Source organism: Putridiphycobacter roseus (assembly GCF_003234935.1).
In the GTDB taxonomy this organism is placed as follows: domain Bacteria; phylum Bacteroidota; class Bacteroidia; order Flavobacteriales_D; family Crocinitomicaceae; genus Putridiphycobacter; species Putridiphycobacter roseus.
Window position 1 is genome coordinate 1 of sequence record NZ_QKSB01000005.1, and the last position, 18608, is coordinate 18608.

Consider the following 18608-nt stretch of genomic DNA (forward strand, 5'->3'; position numbering starts at 1 on the left):
CACGTAATTATAAACTTTAAACCCCATCTGTCTTTGACAGGTGGGGTTTTTGTTTGGGGTTGGTTGAATTTTGTGGTTATGCTATTTGAAAATACAATCACTTACAGACGTAAGCTCATGAATTTTACAATGTACGCATACCTTACGCTACAAACCTAAAAGCAGTTTTTACACTTAATAAACTCTAAAACCGCTATCACGTTGTGAAGGCGGTTTTTTGTTTGGGGTTGGTTGAATTTTGTGGTAATGCTATTGTAAAATACAATCACTTACAGACGTAAGCGCATGAATTTTACAATGTACGCATGCCTTACGCTACAAACCTAAAATCAGTTTTTACACTTAATAAACTTTAAAACCGCTTTCACGTTGTGAAGGCGGTTTTTTGTTTGGAGTTGGTTGAATTTTATGGTAATGCTAGTGTAAAATGCAATCACTTACAGACGTAAAATCAGCTTTTAACAACTTTCTGGTTGTAAACTTTACCTTTTGAAACTATGGAAACTATATAAATCCCTGTAACCAATTCATTTGTATAAATTGATTGTTCTGCACCCGAAGATTCTAACACTATTTGACCCGAAAGGTTATAAATACATAGTTGATCGAACGGTTCACTAACTTTTAAAATATCAGCTTGAAAAGTGATTTCAAAATGGTCTATTATGGTTTCAACCGTTGAAAGAAATTGTGTTGAAATGCATGGTGTTACAGACTCACAGCCTACTGAATCTTTAACAAATGTGTAATAGCTACCTGAACATAGACTGTTTGGTTCAAAAACGTCAAAATAATTATAACAGTTAAAAACATAGTTATCTACAATGCTAAAAGGCGCAATACCACCGGTTATTGCAATAGGTATTACTTCTCCATCACAATTAAGATTATTCGTATTTGGCTTCGTCACCATTAATTCAGCTTCAAACGCTTCATATTCTGTTATTACAATAGTAGTGTCATAGGTTTGCCCTGTGGTATCTTCAAAATGAAAATTATAAGAGCCTGCACATAATCCTGTTATACCTTGTCCTCCACTACCTGAACCAGAAGAAAAAGTAGTAGTTCCGTAAAAATGTGTATAGGTAATAGGATTTAAACTCGCGGTTGAAAATAAAAAGAATATGCTCCCTTCACAAGAATTGATACCACAGGTATTATTATGTTCCTTAAGGGTAATACCAAATTGTCCAAAAGAAATAAATTGAAAAGCGCACATTGCTAAAAAGAGTATATAATTTTTCATAGTTGCATATTTATTATCTTCAACAATATGCTGATAATCTGTGTATATCGAAAAAATACAATGTGATTGGTATAAACCGTTGATTTAAATGCAAAAAAAAATTATTCTCAATAATATTAGAAAATCTTTAACTTTGAACAGCGCTAATTCTAATAATTCTCAATGCAAAACATCATATTTAAGCTAATTCCAACTTCAGAAATACTTTCTGTCCTTCCCCTTTTAATGCAGCTCAACCAAAAGGAAACAAAGGAAACTTTAAGCGAGCGATTACTTGAAATGACAACCCAAAATTACGAATGTGTCGGCATATATGATGGTGCAAAATTAATTGGTATTGCGGGCTTATGGTTTCAAACCAGACATTACAGTGGCAGGAGTATCGAGCCCGACCATGTTATTATTTTGGATGAGTATCGAAATAAAGGGCTTGGTAAGCGTTTATTTGAATGGATAGACAATTACGCCAAAAGTAAAAACTGTACCGCTGTGGAGCTTAATAGCTATGTTGGCAATACTGCATCACACAAGTTTTACTACAATGAAGGCTTTAAAATTATGGGCTTTCACTTTGTCAAACAATTTTAGTCGGAGATCATTTCTCTGAAAATATTCTCGATAATTTTTTATTTAAAACTTTCGTTTTCAAAAAATATACTTGAACGGCCAACCTTTTTTATGGTTTATTAAATAATAATTTAATCCTTAACAAATTTAATAGTATAGTATTTGTCATCCGTAGAATTTATCTTCAAAATATATAAACCTAGAGGTAAATCTGCAATTGAATTATTTTCACTGTTAGTATAAAAAACTTGTTTTCCGTTTAGATCATACACCGTCAAATTAGCATAATCAATAGAAACATGTAATCCTCCATTTTTAACAAATACTTGTATTTCTTTATCCTTTGACTCCTCAATGGATAACGTACCTATTGAAATACAATCGGAATACGCCCTTGTACAACCAAAATCATTTAATATTCTTGCGTAATAATTTCCGGCACAAAAACCAGTACTTGAATTACCGATAATAGATACTGATACCTCAGTTGAGTCATCACAATTATACCAATTAGCAAGCGTACTATTTATACTAAATTGATCGATAATTAGACAATATATTTTTCCATCACAAGCAGTAGGTGAAGAAGTTGTTTGCGTAACTGATAAATTAATTTGTATTGGAAGCCATGGTTCAACAGTAATGGTATCCACAGAGGTACAATTAGTAGCATCCACAATTTCAACAATATAATCTCCTCCACATAAATTATCAACTTCAAAACTATTACTGGTTCCTACCTGATTCATTAAAACACCGTCAACTGTTGCAGTAAAGGGACCTACTCCATTTACTGTAATGGTAATTTTTCCATCACATTGCGAACCGCAAGAAGGAGTTACAGTAGTGTAGGTAAAACTACATTGAGCGTACAAAATGAACTTGAAAAATAATAAAGTAAAAAGTAAACTAGTCTTCATAAATAAATTTTATCCGAAAATAAGAAAAATTTATGAAATCTTATACGCTAAATTACTATTTATTAAACCTTTCGTTATAGTTTAAAAATGTATTCCACCAAAACACTAGAACGGACAACTTCATCTTACGAATAGGAAAGTAAGCATTGTTATGCATTGGTTCAAAGTCGATATGATCGATCAGATCAAGTGGAATCGAAAATGGCTTATGCCAGTCATTGTCAAAATTTTGAGAATTCCCCCTTTAAAAAACCTATCCAAAAAAAAACGCTTTAACCAAAGTTAAAGCGTCTTATATTTAATAAAATAAAAGTAAATTAAGCCTCTGTAGTTGGTCCACCAAAATTCATTGGTATGCCACCATTTTGAGGGGTATTTTCTTTGATTGTTCCGTGAATTGCTTCAAATTTTCCTACGTTTTCAGCCAAAGCTTTCACTAATTTTTTAGCATTATCCGGTGTCAAAATAATTCTTGACTTAACTTTACCTTTAGGAATCCCGGGCATTAATTGAATAAAATCAATGATAAATTCGCTATGCGAATGTGTGATAATTGATAAATTTGAATACTGACCATCTGCAATTTCTTCTGGTAATTCAATGTTCAATTGATTTTCTTTTTGATCACTCATAATTTTTAAAATAAAAAAAAAGCGTCTCAGTTAAACCGAGACGCTTTAAATAAATATTAATCTATTTCTTCAATCTCCTCAATTACTTGAATGGACTCGTTACTACCAACGGTCATGTTTTGAAACTCTCTAAAGCCTGTTCCTGCTGGTATTTTATGACCAACAATTACATTTTCTTTTAAGCCTAACAAGTAATCTTGTTTTCCGTTCAATGCCGCTTCGTTTAACACTTTCGTAGTTTCCTGGAAAGATGCTGCAGAAATAAATGATCTAGTTTGTAAAGATGCTTTTGTAATACCTTGAAGCATTGGCTTCGCAGTTGCTGGTACTGCTTCATAAGCTTCTACCAACGTTTTATCTTTACGTTTTAACATTGAGTTTTCATCTCTTAAACGACGCGCAGTAATAATTTCACCTGCTTTTACATTATCAGAATCCCCTTTATCTGTTACAACCATTTTACCATAAAGCATGTTGTTTTCTTCAAAGAAATCAGCTTTATGAATAGATTGACCTTGTAAGAATTTAGTATCTCCTGGATCACCAATTTCAACTTTCAACATCATTTGACGTACGATTACCTCAAAGTGTTTATCGTTAATTTTCACCCCTTGTAATCGGTATACTTCTTGAACTTCGTTCACCAAGTATTCTTGTACAGCGGTTGGTCCATTGATATTTAAAATATCTTTAGGTGTAATTGCACCATCTGATAAAGTTTGACCAGCTTTCACATAATCATTCTCTTGTACCAAAATGTGTTTAGACAATGGCGCTAAATATTTACGTTTATCCCCTGTTCTAGATTCCACAATAATCTCTCGGTTACCTCTCTTGATTTTACCGTAAGATACGATACCATCAATTTCAGTAACTGTTGCTGGATTAGAAGGGTTTCTTGCCTCGAATAACTCCGTTACTCTTGGTAGACCCCCTGTAATATCACCCGATTTACCAGAAACTCTAGGAATTTTCACTAAAATCTCACCTGGTTCAGCTTTTGCATTATCACTAGTGATAATGTGTGCATTTACAGGTAAACTGAATGCTTTAATCGTTTCTTTCGTTTTCGGATCAACAATCTTAATCGTAGGAATAATTTTCTTATTTCTAGTTTCAATGATTACTTTTTCCGTAAATCCTGTTTGCTCATCAATCTCTTCTCTATAAGTTTCGCCTTCGTTCACATTTTCGAACTCCACTAAACCTTGTACATCAGATACGATTACCGCATTATATGGATCCCATGTACAAATTACATCTCCTTTTTTCACTTTACGTTTTCCTTTCATTTCGAAAGTAGAACCATAAGGAATAATGTGTGTAGAAAGAACAGAGTTACTTTCTTCATCTATAACTTTTACTTCTCCAGAACGACCAATTACAATTTCCACTGTACTTCCTTCACTATCGGTTTTAGTAATGGTTTTAATATCTTCCATTTCTAATTTACCAGTAAACTTAGCCTTGATAGAAGAATCATCCGCAATATTAGAGGCTGTACCCCCAACGTGGAATGTTCTTAATGTTAACTGTGTACCTGGTTCACCAATAGATTGTGCTGCAATTACACCAACTGCATCACCTTTAACAGCAATTTGACTAGTTGACAAGTTTCGTCCGTAACATTTCACACAAGCGCCTCTTTTCAATTCGCAAGTCAATACTGAACGTACTTCTACTTCATCAATATCAGAATCTTGAATTAAACGTGCATACTTTTCCGTAATTTCTTTACCACCTTCAATAATTAATTCTCTAGTATCAGGATGTTTAATGTCCATTACTGCAACACGACCTAAAATACGATCATATAAAGATTCAACGATATCATCATTTTTCTTTAACGGCGTAACTACAATACCTCTTAAAGTACCACAGTCTTCTTCATTAATTACTACATCTTGTGCTACATCTACCAAACGACGCGTTAAATAACCCGCATCCGCAGTTTTAAGTGCTGTATCGGCCAAACCTTTACGGGCACCGTGAGTAGAGATAAAGTAATCAAAGATGGTTAAACCTTCTTTAAAGTTAGATAAAATTGGATTTTCAATAATATCTTGAGAAGAAGCACCTGATTTTTGCGGTTTCGCCATCAAGCCCCTCATTCCAGATAGCTGACGAATTTGTTCTTTAGAACCCCTTGCGCCAGAATCCATCATCATAAAGATAGAGTTAAATCCTTGTTGATCCGATTTAATTTTATCCATCAATTTTGATGTCAATCTTGTATTTGTATGTGTCCAAATATCAATAATTTGGTTATAACGTTCATTGTTTGTAATAAGTCCCATATTATAATTGGACATTACATCTTCAACTTCTTTATGTGCTAAATTAACTAACTCCTCTTTCTCTTTAGGAATAATTACATCATCCAATACAAAAGATAAACCACCACTAAAGGCCATGTTATAACCCAAAGTTTTAATATCATCCAAGAATTTAGCTGTTCTAGCAGAACCACATTTTTCTAATACTTTAGAGATAATATCTCTTAAAGCTTTTTTAGTTAAAATATCATCTACAAAACCTACTTCATGCGGTACAAATTCATTGAACATTACTCTACCAGCAGTTGTATCAATAATTTGAGGAACCATATCTCCTTCTTCATTCATGATACTTAAACGTACCTTAATAGAAGCGTGAATATCTAATTGTCCTTCGTTGATTGCAATATTTACTTCCTCAGCAGAATAGAAAGTACCACCTTCTCCTTTTACGATCAATTCTTTGGTACTTTTTCTCAACTTAGTCATGTAGTACAATCCAAGTACCATATCCTGAGAAGGTACAGTAATAGGTGCACCATTTGCAGAGTTTCTAATATTGTGCGAAGACAACATCAATAACTGTGCTTCCAAAATTGCAGCATTTCCTAAAGGTAAATGAACTGCCATTTGATCCCCATCAAAATCGGCATTAAAGGCCGTACATACCAACGGGTGTAATCTAATTGCTTTTCCTTCAATTAATTTTGGTTGGAAAGCTTGAATACCTAATCTGTGAAGCGTTGGGGCTCTGTTCAAAAGAACTGGATGTCCTTTCAATACATTTTCTAAAATATCCCAAACTACTGCTTCTTTTTTGTCTACTATTTTCTTAGCAGATTTTACAGTTTTAACAATTCCTCTTTCAATCAGTTTTCTAATTACAAAAGGTTTGTATAATTCTGCGGCCATATCTTTTGGCAAACCACATTCATGTAATTTTAAGTTAGGTCCAACAACAATTACCGAACGTGCTGAATAATCCACACGTTTCCCCAATAAGTTTTGACGGAATCTACCTTGTTTACCTTTTAAAGAATCAGATAATGATTTTAAAGGTCTATTAGATTCAGTTTTTACCGCTGAAGATTTTCTAGAGTTATCAAATAAAGAATCTACAGACTCCTGTAACATCCTTTTCTCATTTCTCAAAATAACCTCAGGTGCTTTAATCTCTAATAATCTTTTTAAACGATTATTTCTGATAATTACCCTACGGTATAAATCATTTAAATCTGAAGTCGCAAAACGACCACCATCTAAAGGTACCAAAGGTCTTAATTCAGGTGGAATTACTGGAACTACTTTTACAATCATCCATTCCGGACGGTTGGCAACACGTGTATGAGATTCTCTTAAAGACTCTACTACTTGTAGTCTTTTTAAAGCTTCTTTTTTACGTTGTTGAGAAGTTTCAGTATTTGCACTGTGTCTTAAATCAGCAGATAAAGTATCTAAATCCAATCTTTGCAATAAATCATGTAAAGCCTCGGCCCCCATTTTTGCAATAAATTTATTAGGATCTGTATCTTCTAAATACTGATTTTCTTTAGGCAACTCATCCATTATATCCAAATACTCTTCTTCCGTAATGAAATCCATGTATTCTAAGGATTCGCCATCCTGTCTTTCTGCGATACCTTTTTGTATTACTACATATCTTTCGTAGTATATAATTTGATCTAATTTTTTAGTAGGTAATCCTAATAAATATCCAATCTTATTTGGTAAAGAACGGAAGTACCAGATATGGGCAACAGGAACCACCAATGAAATGTGCCCCATTCTCTCTCTTCGTACTTTCTTTTCCGTTACTTCAACACCACAACGGTCACATACAATTCCTTTATAACGGATTCTTTTGTATTTACCACAGTGACATTCGTAATCTTTTACTGGTCCAAAAATTCTTTCACAAAATAAACCATCTCTTTCTGGTTTATATGTTCTATAATTTATTGTTTCAGGCTTTAAAACCTCACCGAAAGATTTTTCTAAAATCTGTTCAGGTGACGCTAAACTAATCGTAATTTTATCAAAACTACTTCTTGTTTGTGTTTCTTTTTTGTAAGCCATTTTTATTTTTTTTAATTAATAAATTCTTAAATTAGTCTAAAGTGATATTCAAACCTAAACCTGCCAATTCGTTCAATAATACGTTAAACGATTCTGGTATTCCTGGTTCTTGGAATGGTTCACCTTTTACAATTGATTCGTAAGCTTTCGCTCTACCAATTACATCATCCGACTTAATTGTAAGAATCTCTCTTAAGATATTTGAAGCACCATATGCTTCCAATGCCCATACTTCCATCTCACCAAAACGTTGACCACCAAATTGTGCTTTACCACCTAATGGTTGTTGTGTAATTAATGAGTACGGTCCGATAGAACGTGCGTGCATTTTATCATCCACCATGTGACCTAATTTAAGCATATAAATTACACCTACAGTAGCCGGTTGATCGAAACGCTTACCTGTTCCACCATCAATCAAGTGCGTTTTCCCAAATCTTGGTAATCCCGCTTTATCCGTATAAGAATTAATTTCAGGAATGGTAGCTCCATCAAAAATAGGGGTAGCAAATTTAACACCTAATTTCTCTCCAGCCCAACCTAAAACAGTCTCATAAATTTGACCAAGGTTCATACGAGAAGGTACACCTAATGGATTCAATACGATATCTACAGGCGTTCCATCATCTAAGAATGGCATATCTTCTTGACGAACGATATTTGCAACAATACCTTTGTTACCGTGACGACCCGCCATCTTATCACCAACTTTTAACTTACGTTTTTTAGCGACATAAACTTTAGCCATTTTCACAATACCATTTGGTAATTCATCACCAACAGCAATTTGGAATTTTTTACGTTTAAAAATCCCTAATAAATCATTGGCTTTGATATTGAAGTTATGTAAAACTCTTTGAATTAATTTATTAATATGATCATCTTTTGTCCACTCATATGGGCTAACAATTGAAAAATCAACAGTCATTAAATTCTTTTCAGAGAATTTAATTCCTTTTTTAAGGATCTCTTCTTTAAAGTTATTGAATACACCGTTTGATTTGTGACCATCTAAGATCATCAATAGTTTTTCAATTAAATTCAATTTCAATTCAGCTGCTGCTTTGTCATATTCCGCATCTAACTCAGCTAAAATTGGCTTATCTTTTGCTTTCTGCGTTCTATCTTTAATTGCTCTTGAAAATAATTTCTTATCAATTACAACACCTCTTAAAGATGGAGAAGCTTTTAAAGAAGCATCTTTTACATCACCAGCTTTGTCACCAAAGATAGCACGTAATAATTTTTCTTCTGGAGAAGGATCTGTTTCCCCTTTTGGTGTAATCTTACCAATTAAGATATCCCCTTCTCTAATTTCAGCACCAATTCTAATGATACCGTTTTCATCCAAATCTTTAGTTGCTTCTTCACTTACGTTAGGAATATCAGCTGTCAATTCTTCCACACCTCTTTTGGTATCTCTTACATCAACAGAATACTCATCAATGTGAACAGAAGTAAAGATATCATCTCTTACAACTTTTTCAGAAATTACAATCGCATCCTCAAAGTTATACCCTTTCCAAGGCATAAAGGCCACTTTTAAGTTTTGACCTAAAGCCAACTCACCAGCTTGCGTTGCAAAACCTTCACATAATACTTGATCTTTATAAACTCTTTGGCCTTTTTCAACAATTGGTCTCAAGTTCATAGAAGTACTTTGGTTAGTTTTTTGGAACTTCACCAATTTGTATGTTTTCACATCTCCTTCAAAACTCACTAATCTATCTTCTTCCGATAAATCGTATCTAATTTTGATTTCGTTTGCATCCACATATTCCACAACACCTTCTCCTTCAGAGTTAATCAAAACTCTAGAATCACGTGCCACTAATTTTTCAATACCAGTTCCCACAATTGGAGAATTTGGTTTTAATAAAGGTACGGCTTGACGCTGCATGTTAGATCCCATCAAAGCTCTGTTGGCATCATCATGCTCCAAGAATGGAATGGATGAAGCGGCAATAGATGCAATTTGGTTTGAACCAACATCCATCAGGTCTAATTGTTTCGGCTCAATTACAGGAAAATCTCCCTCTAACCTTGCTTTAATTTTTTCACCTTTAAAACCACCTTTAGCATCTAAATCTTTATCTGCTTGCGCGATAAGTTTACCTTCTTCTTCTTCAGCACTTAGGTAAATTGGAGCTTTACTTACATCCACTTTACCATCTTCTACTTGCCAGTATGGTGTTTCAATGAAACCTAAATTATTAATTTTTGCGTAAACACACAATGAAGAAATCAAACCAATGTTTGGTCCCTCTGGTGTTTCAATAGTACATAAACGTCCATAATGCGTATAGTGGACATCACGTACCTCAAATCCTGCTCTTTCTCTAGATAATCCTCCAGGTCCAAGGGCAGACAGTCTTCTTTTGTGTGTAACCTCAGATAATGGATTCGTTTGATCCATGAATTGAGATAATTGGTTAGTACCAAAGAATGAATTAATAACAGAAGATAAAGTTTTCGCGTTAATCAAATCAATAGGTGTAAACACCTCATTGTCTCTCACGTTCATTCTTTCTCTAATGGTTCTAGCCATTCTCGCTAAACCAACACCAAATTGATTATTCAATTGCTCACCAACCGTTCTTACACGTCTGTTAGACAAGTGATCGATATCATCAATCTCCGCTTTTGAATTAATTAATTCAATTAAATATTTAATGATTAAAATGATATCTTCTTTGGTTAAAACCTTTTGTTCGATATCTGTATCTAATCCTAATTTCTTATTTATTCTATAACGACCTACTTCACCTAAGTCATAACGCGTATCAGAGAAAAATAATTTATCAAATACGTTTCTTGCCGTTTCAAAATCTGGCGGCTCAGCGTTTCTAAGTTGTCTATAAATATGTTCTACCGCTTCTTTTTGAGAGTTAGAAGTATCTTTTTGTAGGGTGTTATAGATAATTGCATAATCAGCGGAATTCACATCCTCTTTATGCAAAATAATATTCTTTGTGTTAGCATCCACGATTAATTCGATATGCTCTTCTTCCAGAATAGTTTCACGATCCAATACAACTTCGTTTCTTTCAATAGAAACAACTTCACCTGTATCTTCATCAACAAAATCTTCAATCCAAGTTTTTAATACTCTAGCCGCTAATTTACGACCAAGTACTTTTTTCAAACCAGATTTAGAAACCTTAACTTCATCAGCAAGGTCAAAAATTTCTAATATATCTTTATCACTTTCGTACCCAATAGCACGGAAAAGTGTTGTAACAGGTAATTTTTTCTTACGGTCAATGTAAGCGTACATTACACTATTAATATCTGTAGCAAATTCTATCCAAGAACCTTTAAAAGGAATAATTCTTGCAGAATATAACTTTGTTCCATTTGCGTGTCGGCTTTGACCGAAAAACACACCAGGTGAACGGTGCAGTTGAGAAACGATTACACGTTCCGCTCCATTTACAACGAAAGAACCTTTAGGTGTCATATAAGGAATAGTTCCTAAATAAACATCCTGTACAATTGTTTCAAAATCCTCATGTTCTGGATCTGTACAATACAATTTAAGTTTAGCCTTAAGTGGCACACTGTATGTTAATCCACGATCGATACACTCTTCAATTGTATATCTAGGTGGATCGATAAAATAATCTAAAAACTCCAATACAAACTGATTTCTAGTATCAGTAATTGGGAAGTTTTCTGAGAATACCCTGTGCAGGCCTTCTTCGTTTTTATTTTCAGGAGTTGTTTCCAACTGAAAGAACTTACGGAATGATTCTAACTGAATATCAAGGAAATCAGGATATTGAAATCTTGCAGATAAACTTGAAAAATCAATTCTTTCGGTAATATTATTGTTTGTTACCACGGCTTAATATTTTAAAGTTAAGACTTATTTAAAATAAGCTTTGCTGTTTTAAAGTGTTAGCAATCACTTAAATAGACGCTTCTGTGCACTTAACAAAAAGTATACAAATTATAAAACAGGATTAGGCACTTGCCCGAGAGCAGTGCCTAACCTGTAATTTTAATGAATTGGATTATTTAACCTCAACTTCAGCTCCTGCCTCTTCCAATGAAGATTTAAGTCCTTCTGCTTCGTCTTTAGAAACACCTGCTTTTAAAGTTGCTGGTGCACTATCTACCATTTCTTTTGCTTCTTTTAGTCCTAAACCAGTTAATTCCTTAACTAATTTTACAACTGCTAACTTAGATCCACCCGCTGCTTTCAATATTACATCAAATTCAGTTTGAGCTTCAGCAGCTTCGCCACCCGCAGCACCACCAGCAGCAACTGCTACAGCAGCAGCAGCAGGCTCGATACCATACTCGTCTTTTAAAATGTTAGCTAGTTCGTTAACTTCTTTTACTGTTAAGCTTACTAATTGTTCAGCAAATTCTTTTAAATCAGCCATTTTTATTTGTTTTTTTTTATGTTAATAAATAATTAATTTACCCTCTTGCTTCTAGGGTCTTTAAAATACCAGCTAATTTGCTACCACCAGACTTAAGTCCAGAAATAACGTTCTTAGCAGGCGATTGAAGTAATCCAACGATATCTCCGATAAGTTCTTCTTTGCTCTTTATTGATGCTAATAAATCTAAATTGTCGTCTCCAACGTAAATAGACTCATCAATATATGCAGCTTTAAGAATAGGCTTGTCGTTCTTTTTTCTGAAATCCTTAATCATTTTTGCAGGCGCATTACCAACTTCTGCGAACATGATTGAAGTAGGACCAGCTAAAACTCCGTAAAGTTCACTGAAATCTTTATCTTCAATACGCTCTAACGCTTTTTGAAGTAATGTGTTTTTTACAACTTTTAATTCAATATTGTTATTGAAACATTTTCTTCTTAAATCGTTAACTTTCTCAACAGTTAGTTCCGCAGTATCTGCTAAATAAAAGATACCAGAATCAGATAATTTCGCTGATAAATCTTCAATGTACTTTGATTTTTCGTCTTTAGTCATCTTCTAATTTTTAAGCGTTATTAGCAATTGATTTCGTGTCAATTTTGATACTTGGGCTCATTGTAGAACTCATGTGTATACTCTTCATGTAGATACCTTTTGACGCTGCTGGTTTCAATTTGATAATAGACTGTAACAATTCGTTTGCATTTTCTTCAATCTTTGTCGGATCAAAAGAAACTTTTGCAACGGCAGTATGCACGTTACCAAATTTATCCACTCTAAAGTCAATTTTACCTGCTTTTACTTCAGTTACCGCTTTACCGATATCCATAGTTACAGTACCAGTCTTAGGATTCGGCATTAAACCTCTTGGTCCTAAAACACGTCCTAAAGCACCAACCTTACCCATTACAGAAGGCATAGTAACAATTACATCAACATCTGTCCAACCGCCTTTAATTTTAGCGATATAGTCATCTAATCCAACATAATCAGCACCAGCTTCTTTGGCTTCAGCTTCTTTATCAGGTGTACACAATACCAAAACTTTCACATCTTTACCAGTTCCATGTGGTAAACTCACAGTACCTCTCACCATTTGGTTCGCTTTACGTGGGTCAACCCCTAATCTGATACACAAATCAACAGAAGCGTCGAATTTTGCAGTGGTAATCTCTTTAACTAAGCTTGCTGCTTCAGTTAAAGAATAAGATTTTTCTTGGTCAATTTTCGCCAAGATTTCTTTTCTTTTTTTACTTACTCTAGCCATTTTCTTAATTAATTAGATTCAGGAGCAGTACCCCCTTTTACGTTAAGACCCATACTTCTTGCAGTTCCTGCCACCATTTTCATAGCAGAGTCAATTTTGAAGCAATTCATATCTTGAATTTTATCTTCAGCGATTGCTCTTACTTGATCCCAGGTTACAGTTCCTACCTTTGCTTTGTTAGATTCAGGAGAACCTTTTTTCAATTTTGCAGCATCCAATAATTGAACTGCTGCAGGTGGAGTTTTAATTACAAAGTCAAAAGATTTATCACCATATACGGTAATAACAACTGGTAATACTTTCCCTGCTTTATCTTGTGTTCTAGCGTTAAATTGCTTACAGAACTCCATGATATTCACCCCTTTTGCACCTAATGCAGGTCCAACTGGAGGAGAAGGGTTAGCGGCACCACCTTTGATTTGTAGCTTAATTAATCCATCTACTTGTTTTGCCATTTTGCTTGTTTTGTGTAGTAAAACGTACCTTATAATTAATGGGAAGCATTTATTACATTACAGTACTCCTACGGTTATTAAAATTTTTATTCTTTTTCTACTTGCATGTAATTTAACTCCAATGGTGTTTTACGACCAAATATTTTAACCATTACTTCAAGTTTCTTTTTCTCTTCATTGATGTCTTCAATTACACCAGTAAAACCATTAAATGGCCCGTCAATTACTTTAATGGTTTCACCCACTACATACGGTACATTCATTTCTTCTTCTTGTTCCGACATTTCGTCTACTTTCCCAAGAATTCTATTTACTTCGTTTACTCTTAAAGGCATTGGATCACCACCTTTAGTTCCGCTCATAAAGCCCATTACATCTGGCACACTTTTAATGATGTGAATCACTTCTCCTTGCAAAGAAGCTTCAATCAAAATATACCCAGGAAAAAAGTTTTTCTCTTTACTTACTTTTTTTCCGTTTCTGATTTGGTAAACTTTTTCAGTAGGAACTAAAACATCACCTATAAGGTGTTCAATATTTTGACGTTTTATTTCCATCAACATACTTTCACGTACCTTTTTTTCCTTACCACCAACAGCACGAACAACGTACCAACGTTTTTTAATTTCTGCCATTATCGATTAATTTATTAGTCCAACCATTTTATAAAAGAACCCCATTAATCCTGCCCACATATTTCCAACATTAATCCCGAAAATATAATCCATCACAAAAATGGAAAGCGCAAACATTAAGGATGCTACTAATACAACAATTGATGTACTTTGTAATTCATTCCAAGTTGGCCATGTTACCTTGTGAATTAACTCTTGGTATGACTCTTCGATATACGTGATAATATTTGCCACTTTAATTAGTTTTAGTTCATTACTGCTTGAATTCACAAGCCTATTAGAATAGTATATAAACTTTATCTACTATTCTATTTTGCACGGGCGGAAGGATTCGAACCCTCATCAGCGGTGTTGGAGACCGACATTCTACCATTGAACTACGCCCGTTTAAAGCTAAAAAGAGAGAGAAGTATAATACTCCTCTCTTCCTAATATTTAGCTATATATTATTATATTACTCAATAATTTCAGTAATCTGACCAGCTCCTACTGTTCTACCACCTTCTCTAATCGCGAATCTTAAACCTTTATTAACGGCTACAGGAACGATTAAGTTTACAACGATAGATACGTTATCACCAGGCATTACCATTTCTCTTCCTTCTTCAAGAATGATTTCTCCAGTTACATCAGTTGTTCTTAAGTAAAACTGAGGTCTGTATTTATTGTGAAATGGCGTGTGACGTCCACCTTCTTCTTTTTTCAACACATAAACTTCCGCTTTCACTTTAGTATGTGGTGTAATAGAACCTGGTTTAGCGATTACCATCCCTCTTCTAATTGCAGATTTTTCAACCCCTCTTAAAAGTAAACCAACGTTATCTCCAGCTTCACCTCTATCTAAGATTTTTCTGAACATTTCAACACCAGTAATAGTAGATTTTAATTTCTCATCTCCCATTCCAATGATATCCACCTCGTCACCTGTGTTAATCACACCAGTTTCGATTCTACCAGTAGCAACAGTACCACGACCAGTAATTGAGAATACATCCTCTACCGGCATTAAGAAATCTTTATCAATATCTCTAGGAGGTAATTCGATCCATGTATCAACAGCATCCATTAATTCCATAATAGCACCTACCCATTTCTCATCTCCATTTAATCCACCTAATGCAGACCCTTGGATTACTGGAGTATTATCACCGTCATATTCATAGAACGATAATAAATCTCTAATCTCCATATCAACTAACTCTAACAATTCCTCATCATCAACCATATCCACTTTATTCATGAATACAACCATTCTAGGAACTCCTACTTGTCTTCCTAATAAGATATGCTCTCTTGTTTGAGGCATTGGACCATCAGTAGCAGCAACCACTAAAATAGCACCATCCATTTGTGCAGCACCAGTAACCATGTTCTTAACATAATCGGCGTGACCAGGACAATCTACGTGAGCATAGTGTCTGTTTGCAGTCGAATACTCAACGTGAGAAGTATTAATCGTAATCCCTCTTTCTTTTTCTTCAGGAGCGTTATCGATAGTATCGAAATCTCTCTTTTCTGATAATCCGGCATTAGCTAAAACTGTTGTAATTGCAGCAGTTAAAGTGGTTTTACCGTGATCTACGTGACCAATTGTACCAATATTTACGTGTGGTTTCGAACGGTCAAATTTTTCCTTAGCCATAATCTAGTTTATTATTTATTTATCAATTTTTACAAAATACAAAAATACACTATTCTAGTGTACACCTTTCCCATTGAGCCAATGATGGGAATTGAACCCATGACCTCTTCCTTACCAAGGAAACGCTCTACCCCTGAGCTACACCGGCACTACGTTCTTAAAAAAACGCAATGGTTGCTTTCCGGAAAAAGCAACCTTTACATTTTAGAGCGGGAGACGAGACTCGAACTCGCGACCCTCAGCTTGGAAGGCTGACGCTCTACCAACTGAGCTACTCCCGCTTATTATTTACAAAGTTTTCATATCACTTTCCAAGGTGATAAAGTTTTTTTAGTGGGGAGAGCAGGATTCGAACCTACGAAGACATAAGTCAGCAGAGTTACAGTCTGCCCCAGTTGGCCGCTTTGGTATCTCCCCAAAAAATATAAACAGAGCCTCTGGAGGGACTCGAACCCACGACCTGCTGATTACAAATCAGCTGCTCTAGCCAACTGAGCTACAGAGGCAAAAACTTTGTTTATTGTTTATTAAAAGAACGAATAAAAAAACTCCCGCTTTCTCAACGGGAGTGCAAATATATATCTTATTTTTTTATAAAAAACTTTTTTTGATACTTTTTTTTATTTTTTTTTGTTTTTTTTTAATTGCCCAGCATTTTCTTCTTTAAGTTTGCGTCTGCAGGACTCTCACATAGCCAGATTCCGAACAATGCTTTCTTAAAATCTAATCCAGTTAAAACTACCAAAACTTTTCCGTTTTTTTTCAAACTTGTACCTTTACCAGGCGCATACTCTAAATCAAAAACATCTCCTTTTTCAATGTCTCCTGCAAAACCTTTATTAATAAGGTCGTTTATTTTCGCATCTAAAGCTTTCGTGTTATCATTGGTCGCCTTTGCAAAACCTTCTCGAATTGCTTCCTCCATATTTTCTCTGGTTACCAAACTAGAAATAATTCGAATTTTAATGGCCATATTTGAATTGGCATCAATAATGGTTTGAGCAACATTACTCTTCTTTTCCATGTATAATGCACAGATATAAAGATCGAGAAACATTTTCTCCCTTACTCCAGCACCATTAATTTTTAAGTACTGATCATTTACTTTGACCACGTTTGGTAAAATGATGCCATTTACCTTCGTTCCTCCTGTCTGCGCCATAAGTGTTGTAGAAACAAACAAGGCAATTAATAATAATGATTTTTTCATAGGTATATTTTATACTTTACTTGGCAATATTCATGCCGTCAAAACTACGCCCTATCCATTAGGCAATTAATTTCTCTTTATGCTTTACAATTTGTTTCCTTAAAGCATCTACACAAACATCTGTAGCCTCTTCGAAAGTCTTACATTGCTTTTTGGCGAATAAATCTTTCCCTGGAACCATAATCTTTATCTCAGCTACTTTATTTTCACCTTCTGAAGAGCGATCTAGTTTTAAAAAAACTTCCCCCATTACAATGTTGTCAAATATTTGTTCTAATTTTTGTAATTTCTCTTTTACAAAATCCAATAATTTCTTATCCGCTTCAAAGTTTACTGCTTCAATTTTTACGTCCATATTTTTTTTGTTTTAGTCTCCACCCCTAGGGTGAGCCGATTTATAAATGTTTTTAATTTGTTTGAAAGAATTATGAGTGTAAACTTGCGTCGCTGTTAAGTCAGTATGTCCTAGAATGCTTTTTATCGATTCTAAGGAAGCACCGTTATTTAACATGTGTGTAGCGAAGGTATGTCGTAACACATGCGGACTTCGTTTCTTCAAATTCGTCACTTTACTAAGATAATAATTTACTTTACTGTAAACAAACTTTGATTCTAGTTTTTTTCCTTTATTACCATTTATTAAGAAATCCATATCCACCTCTTTTTCTAGCCTTAACAAAAGATATTCGTCTATCAACATTTTAAGGGGACTAGCCACTGGAATAATACGTTCTTTATTTCGTTTTCCAATAACTTTTATCTGTGTAGATTGGTATTGGTTGCTTTTTAAATTAATTAATTCACTCAAGCGGATACCTGTCTGATAAAAGAGTTCTAAAATCAATTCATCTCTCAAATTCAAAAAAGGGTCGTCATATTCATCAAAAGTCGACTTGTCCCACAATTGATTTTCTGGCACAAACTGAGGCAACATTTTTTTTTGTTTTAACCCTTGAATTTTCACCATGGGGTTATGCATGATTTTCTCTTCCCTTTTTAAAAATTTAAAAAAGGTTTTTAAGCTAGATAATTTCCTGTTAATTGTGGTGTTTTCATGATTCATATCCACCAACTCTACCAAATATCCTCGAATATCTCTATGGGTTAAATCAGCCAACATATGATCTTCTAAGTTCAAAACCTCATAAAACTGTTTGACATCATTTTCATAAGCCACTACAGTGTGGGCCGAAAAACGTTTTTCGTAAGTTAGATAATGTAAAAATGATTCGAGCATAAACAAAAAAAAGGTGTAAACATAGTTTACACCTTTTTGTACGTATTTTA

16 protein-coding genes and 5 tRNA genes are annotated in these 18608 nt (G+C 34.3%); 1 reads left to right on the forward strand and 20 read right to left on the reverse strand.

Annotated elements, in window-relative coordinates; translation table 11 throughout:
* Positions 1–451 precede the first annotated feature (451 nt).
* Positions 452–1246 carry a T9SS type A sorting domain-containing protein gene (locus tag DNU06_RS09190; RefSeq protein ID WP_111062968.1) on the reverse strand — a complete coding sequence of 265 codons (795 nt, stop codon included), beginning with the start codon at positions 1244–1246 and terminating at the stop codon, positions 452–454.
* A gap of 162 nt (positions 1247–1408) precedes the next feature.
* On the opposite strand from DNU06_RS09190, the gene DNU06_RS09195 reads away from it, so the two are divergent.
* Complete coding sequence (locus tag DNU06_RS09195; protein ID WP_111062969.1) at positions 1409–1834, forward strand: GNAT family N-acetyltransferase; 426 nt, start codon at positions 1409–1411, stop codon at positions 1832–1834.
* A gap of 110 nt (positions 1835–1944) precedes the next feature.
* Here the strand turns inward: DNU06_RS09195 and DNU06_RS09200 are convergent, their stop codons facing one another.
* From DNU06_RS09200 to DNU06_RS09290, 19 genes are all read right to left on the reverse strand, one after another.
* Entirely contained in the window at positions 1945–2733 is a 789-nt protein-coding gene (locus tag DNU06_RS09200; RefSeq protein ID WP_111062970.1) for a T9SS type A sorting domain-containing protein, read from the reverse strand.
* Between the two features lie 317 nt (positions 2734–3050).
* The gene (locus DNU06_RS09205) at positions 3051–3365 is read right to left on the reverse strand and encodes a DUF3467 domain-containing protein (protein ID WP_111062971.1); all 315 of its coding nucleotides are present in this window, start codon (positions 3363–3365) and stop codon (positions 3051–3053) included.
* Between the two features lie 56 nt (positions 3366–3421).
* Positions 3422–7717 (reverse strand): DNA-directed RNA polymerase subunit beta', encoded by a 4296-nt coding sequence (rpoC, locus tag DNU06_RS09210; protein ID WP_111062972.1) that lies wholly within the window; start codon positions 7715–7717, stop codon positions 3422–3424.
* 31 nt (positions 7718–7748) lie between these two features.
* Positions 7749–11561 (reverse strand): DNA-directed RNA polymerase subunit beta, encoded by a 3813-nt coding sequence (rpoB, locus tag DNU06_RS09215; RefSeq protein ID WP_111062973.1) that lies wholly within the window; start codon positions 11559–11561, stop codon positions 7749–7751.
* A 172-nt stretch (positions 11562–11733) separates the two neighbouring features.
* The gene (rplL, locus tag DNU06_RS09220) at positions 11734–12108 is read right to left on the reverse strand and encodes a 50S ribosomal protein L7/L12 (RefSeq protein ID WP_111062974.1); all 375 of its coding nucleotides are present in this window, start codon (positions 12106–12108) and stop codon (positions 11734–11736) included.
* A 37-nt stretch (positions 12109–12145) separates the two neighbouring features.
* On the reverse strand, positions 12146–12667 hold the full coding sequence (gene rplJ, locus DNU06_RS09225) for a 50S ribosomal protein L10 (protein WP_111062975.1): 522 nt from the start codon (positions 12665–12667) through the stop codon (positions 12146–12148).
* Positions 12668–12677: 10 nt separating this feature from the next.
* The gene (gene rplA / locus DNU06_RS09230; protein ID WP_111062976.1) at positions 12678–13379 is read right to left on the reverse strand and encodes a 50S ribosomal protein L1; all 702 of its coding nucleotides are present in this window, start codon (positions 13377–13379) and stop codon (positions 12678–12680) included.
* Between the two features lie 8 nt (positions 13380–13387).
* Positions 13388–13834 carry a 50S ribosomal protein L11 gene (gene rplK, locus DNU06_RS09235; protein ID WP_111062977.1) on the reverse strand — a complete coding sequence of 149 codons (447 nt, stop codon included), beginning with the start codon at positions 13832–13834 and terminating at the stop codon, positions 13388–13390.
* Between the two features lie 86 nt (positions 13835–13920).
* Complete coding sequence (gene nusG, locus DNU06_RS09240; RefSeq protein WP_111062978.1) at positions 13921–14469, reverse strand: transcription termination/antitermination protein NusG; 549 nt, start codon at positions 14467–14469, stop codon at positions 13921–13923.
* 6 nt (positions 14470–14475) lie between these two features.
* The gene (gene secE / locus DNU06_RS09245; protein ID WP_111063294.1) at positions 14476–14703 is read right to left on the reverse strand and encodes a preprotein translocase subunit SecE; all 228 of its coding nucleotides are present in this window, start codon (positions 14701–14703) and stop codon (positions 14476–14478) included.
* 82 nt (positions 14704–14785) lie between these two features.
* A tRNA-Trp gene (locus DNU06_RS09250) sits at positions 14786–14856 on the reverse strand.
* 67 nt (positions 14857–14923) lie between these two features.
* On the reverse strand, positions 14924–16111 hold the full coding sequence (tuf, locus tag DNU06_RS09255) for an elongation factor Tu (protein WP_111062979.1): 1188 nt from the start codon (positions 16109–16111) through the stop codon (positions 14924–14926).
* A gap of 76 nt (positions 16112–16187) precedes the next feature.
* Positions 16188–16259, reverse strand: a tRNA-Thr gene (locus tag DNU06_RS09260).
* Positions 16260–16319: 60 nt separating this feature from the next.
* Positions 16320–16392 (reverse strand) — tRNA-Gly (locus DNU06_RS09265).
* Positions 16393–16445: 53 nt separating this feature from the next.
* Positions 16446–16528 (reverse strand) — tRNA-Tyr (locus tag DNU06_RS09270).
* A gap of 15 nt (positions 16529–16543) precedes the next feature.
* A tRNA-Thr gene (locus DNU06_RS09275) sits at positions 16544–16617 on the reverse strand.
* A gap of 134 nt (positions 16618–16751) precedes the next feature.
* Positions 16752–17321 carry a chalcone isomerase family protein gene (locus DNU06_RS09280; protein WP_111062980.1) on the reverse strand — a complete coding sequence of 190 codons (570 nt, stop codon included), beginning with the start codon at positions 17319–17321 and terminating at the stop codon, positions 16752–16754.
* 58 nt (positions 17322–17379) lie between these two features.
* A complete protein-coding gene (hpf, locus tag DNU06_RS09285) occupies positions 17380–17676 on the reverse strand; it encodes a ribosome hibernation-promoting factor, HPF/YfiA family (protein ID WP_111062981.1) in 297 nt (98 codons plus the stop codon).
* 12 nt (positions 17677–17688) lie between these two features.
* Complete coding sequence (locus DNU06_RS09290; protein WP_111062982.1) at positions 17689–18558, reverse strand: tyrosine-type recombinase/integrase; 870 nt, start codon at positions 18556–18558, stop codon at positions 17689–17691.
* Positions 18559–18608 lie beyond the last annotated feature (50 nt).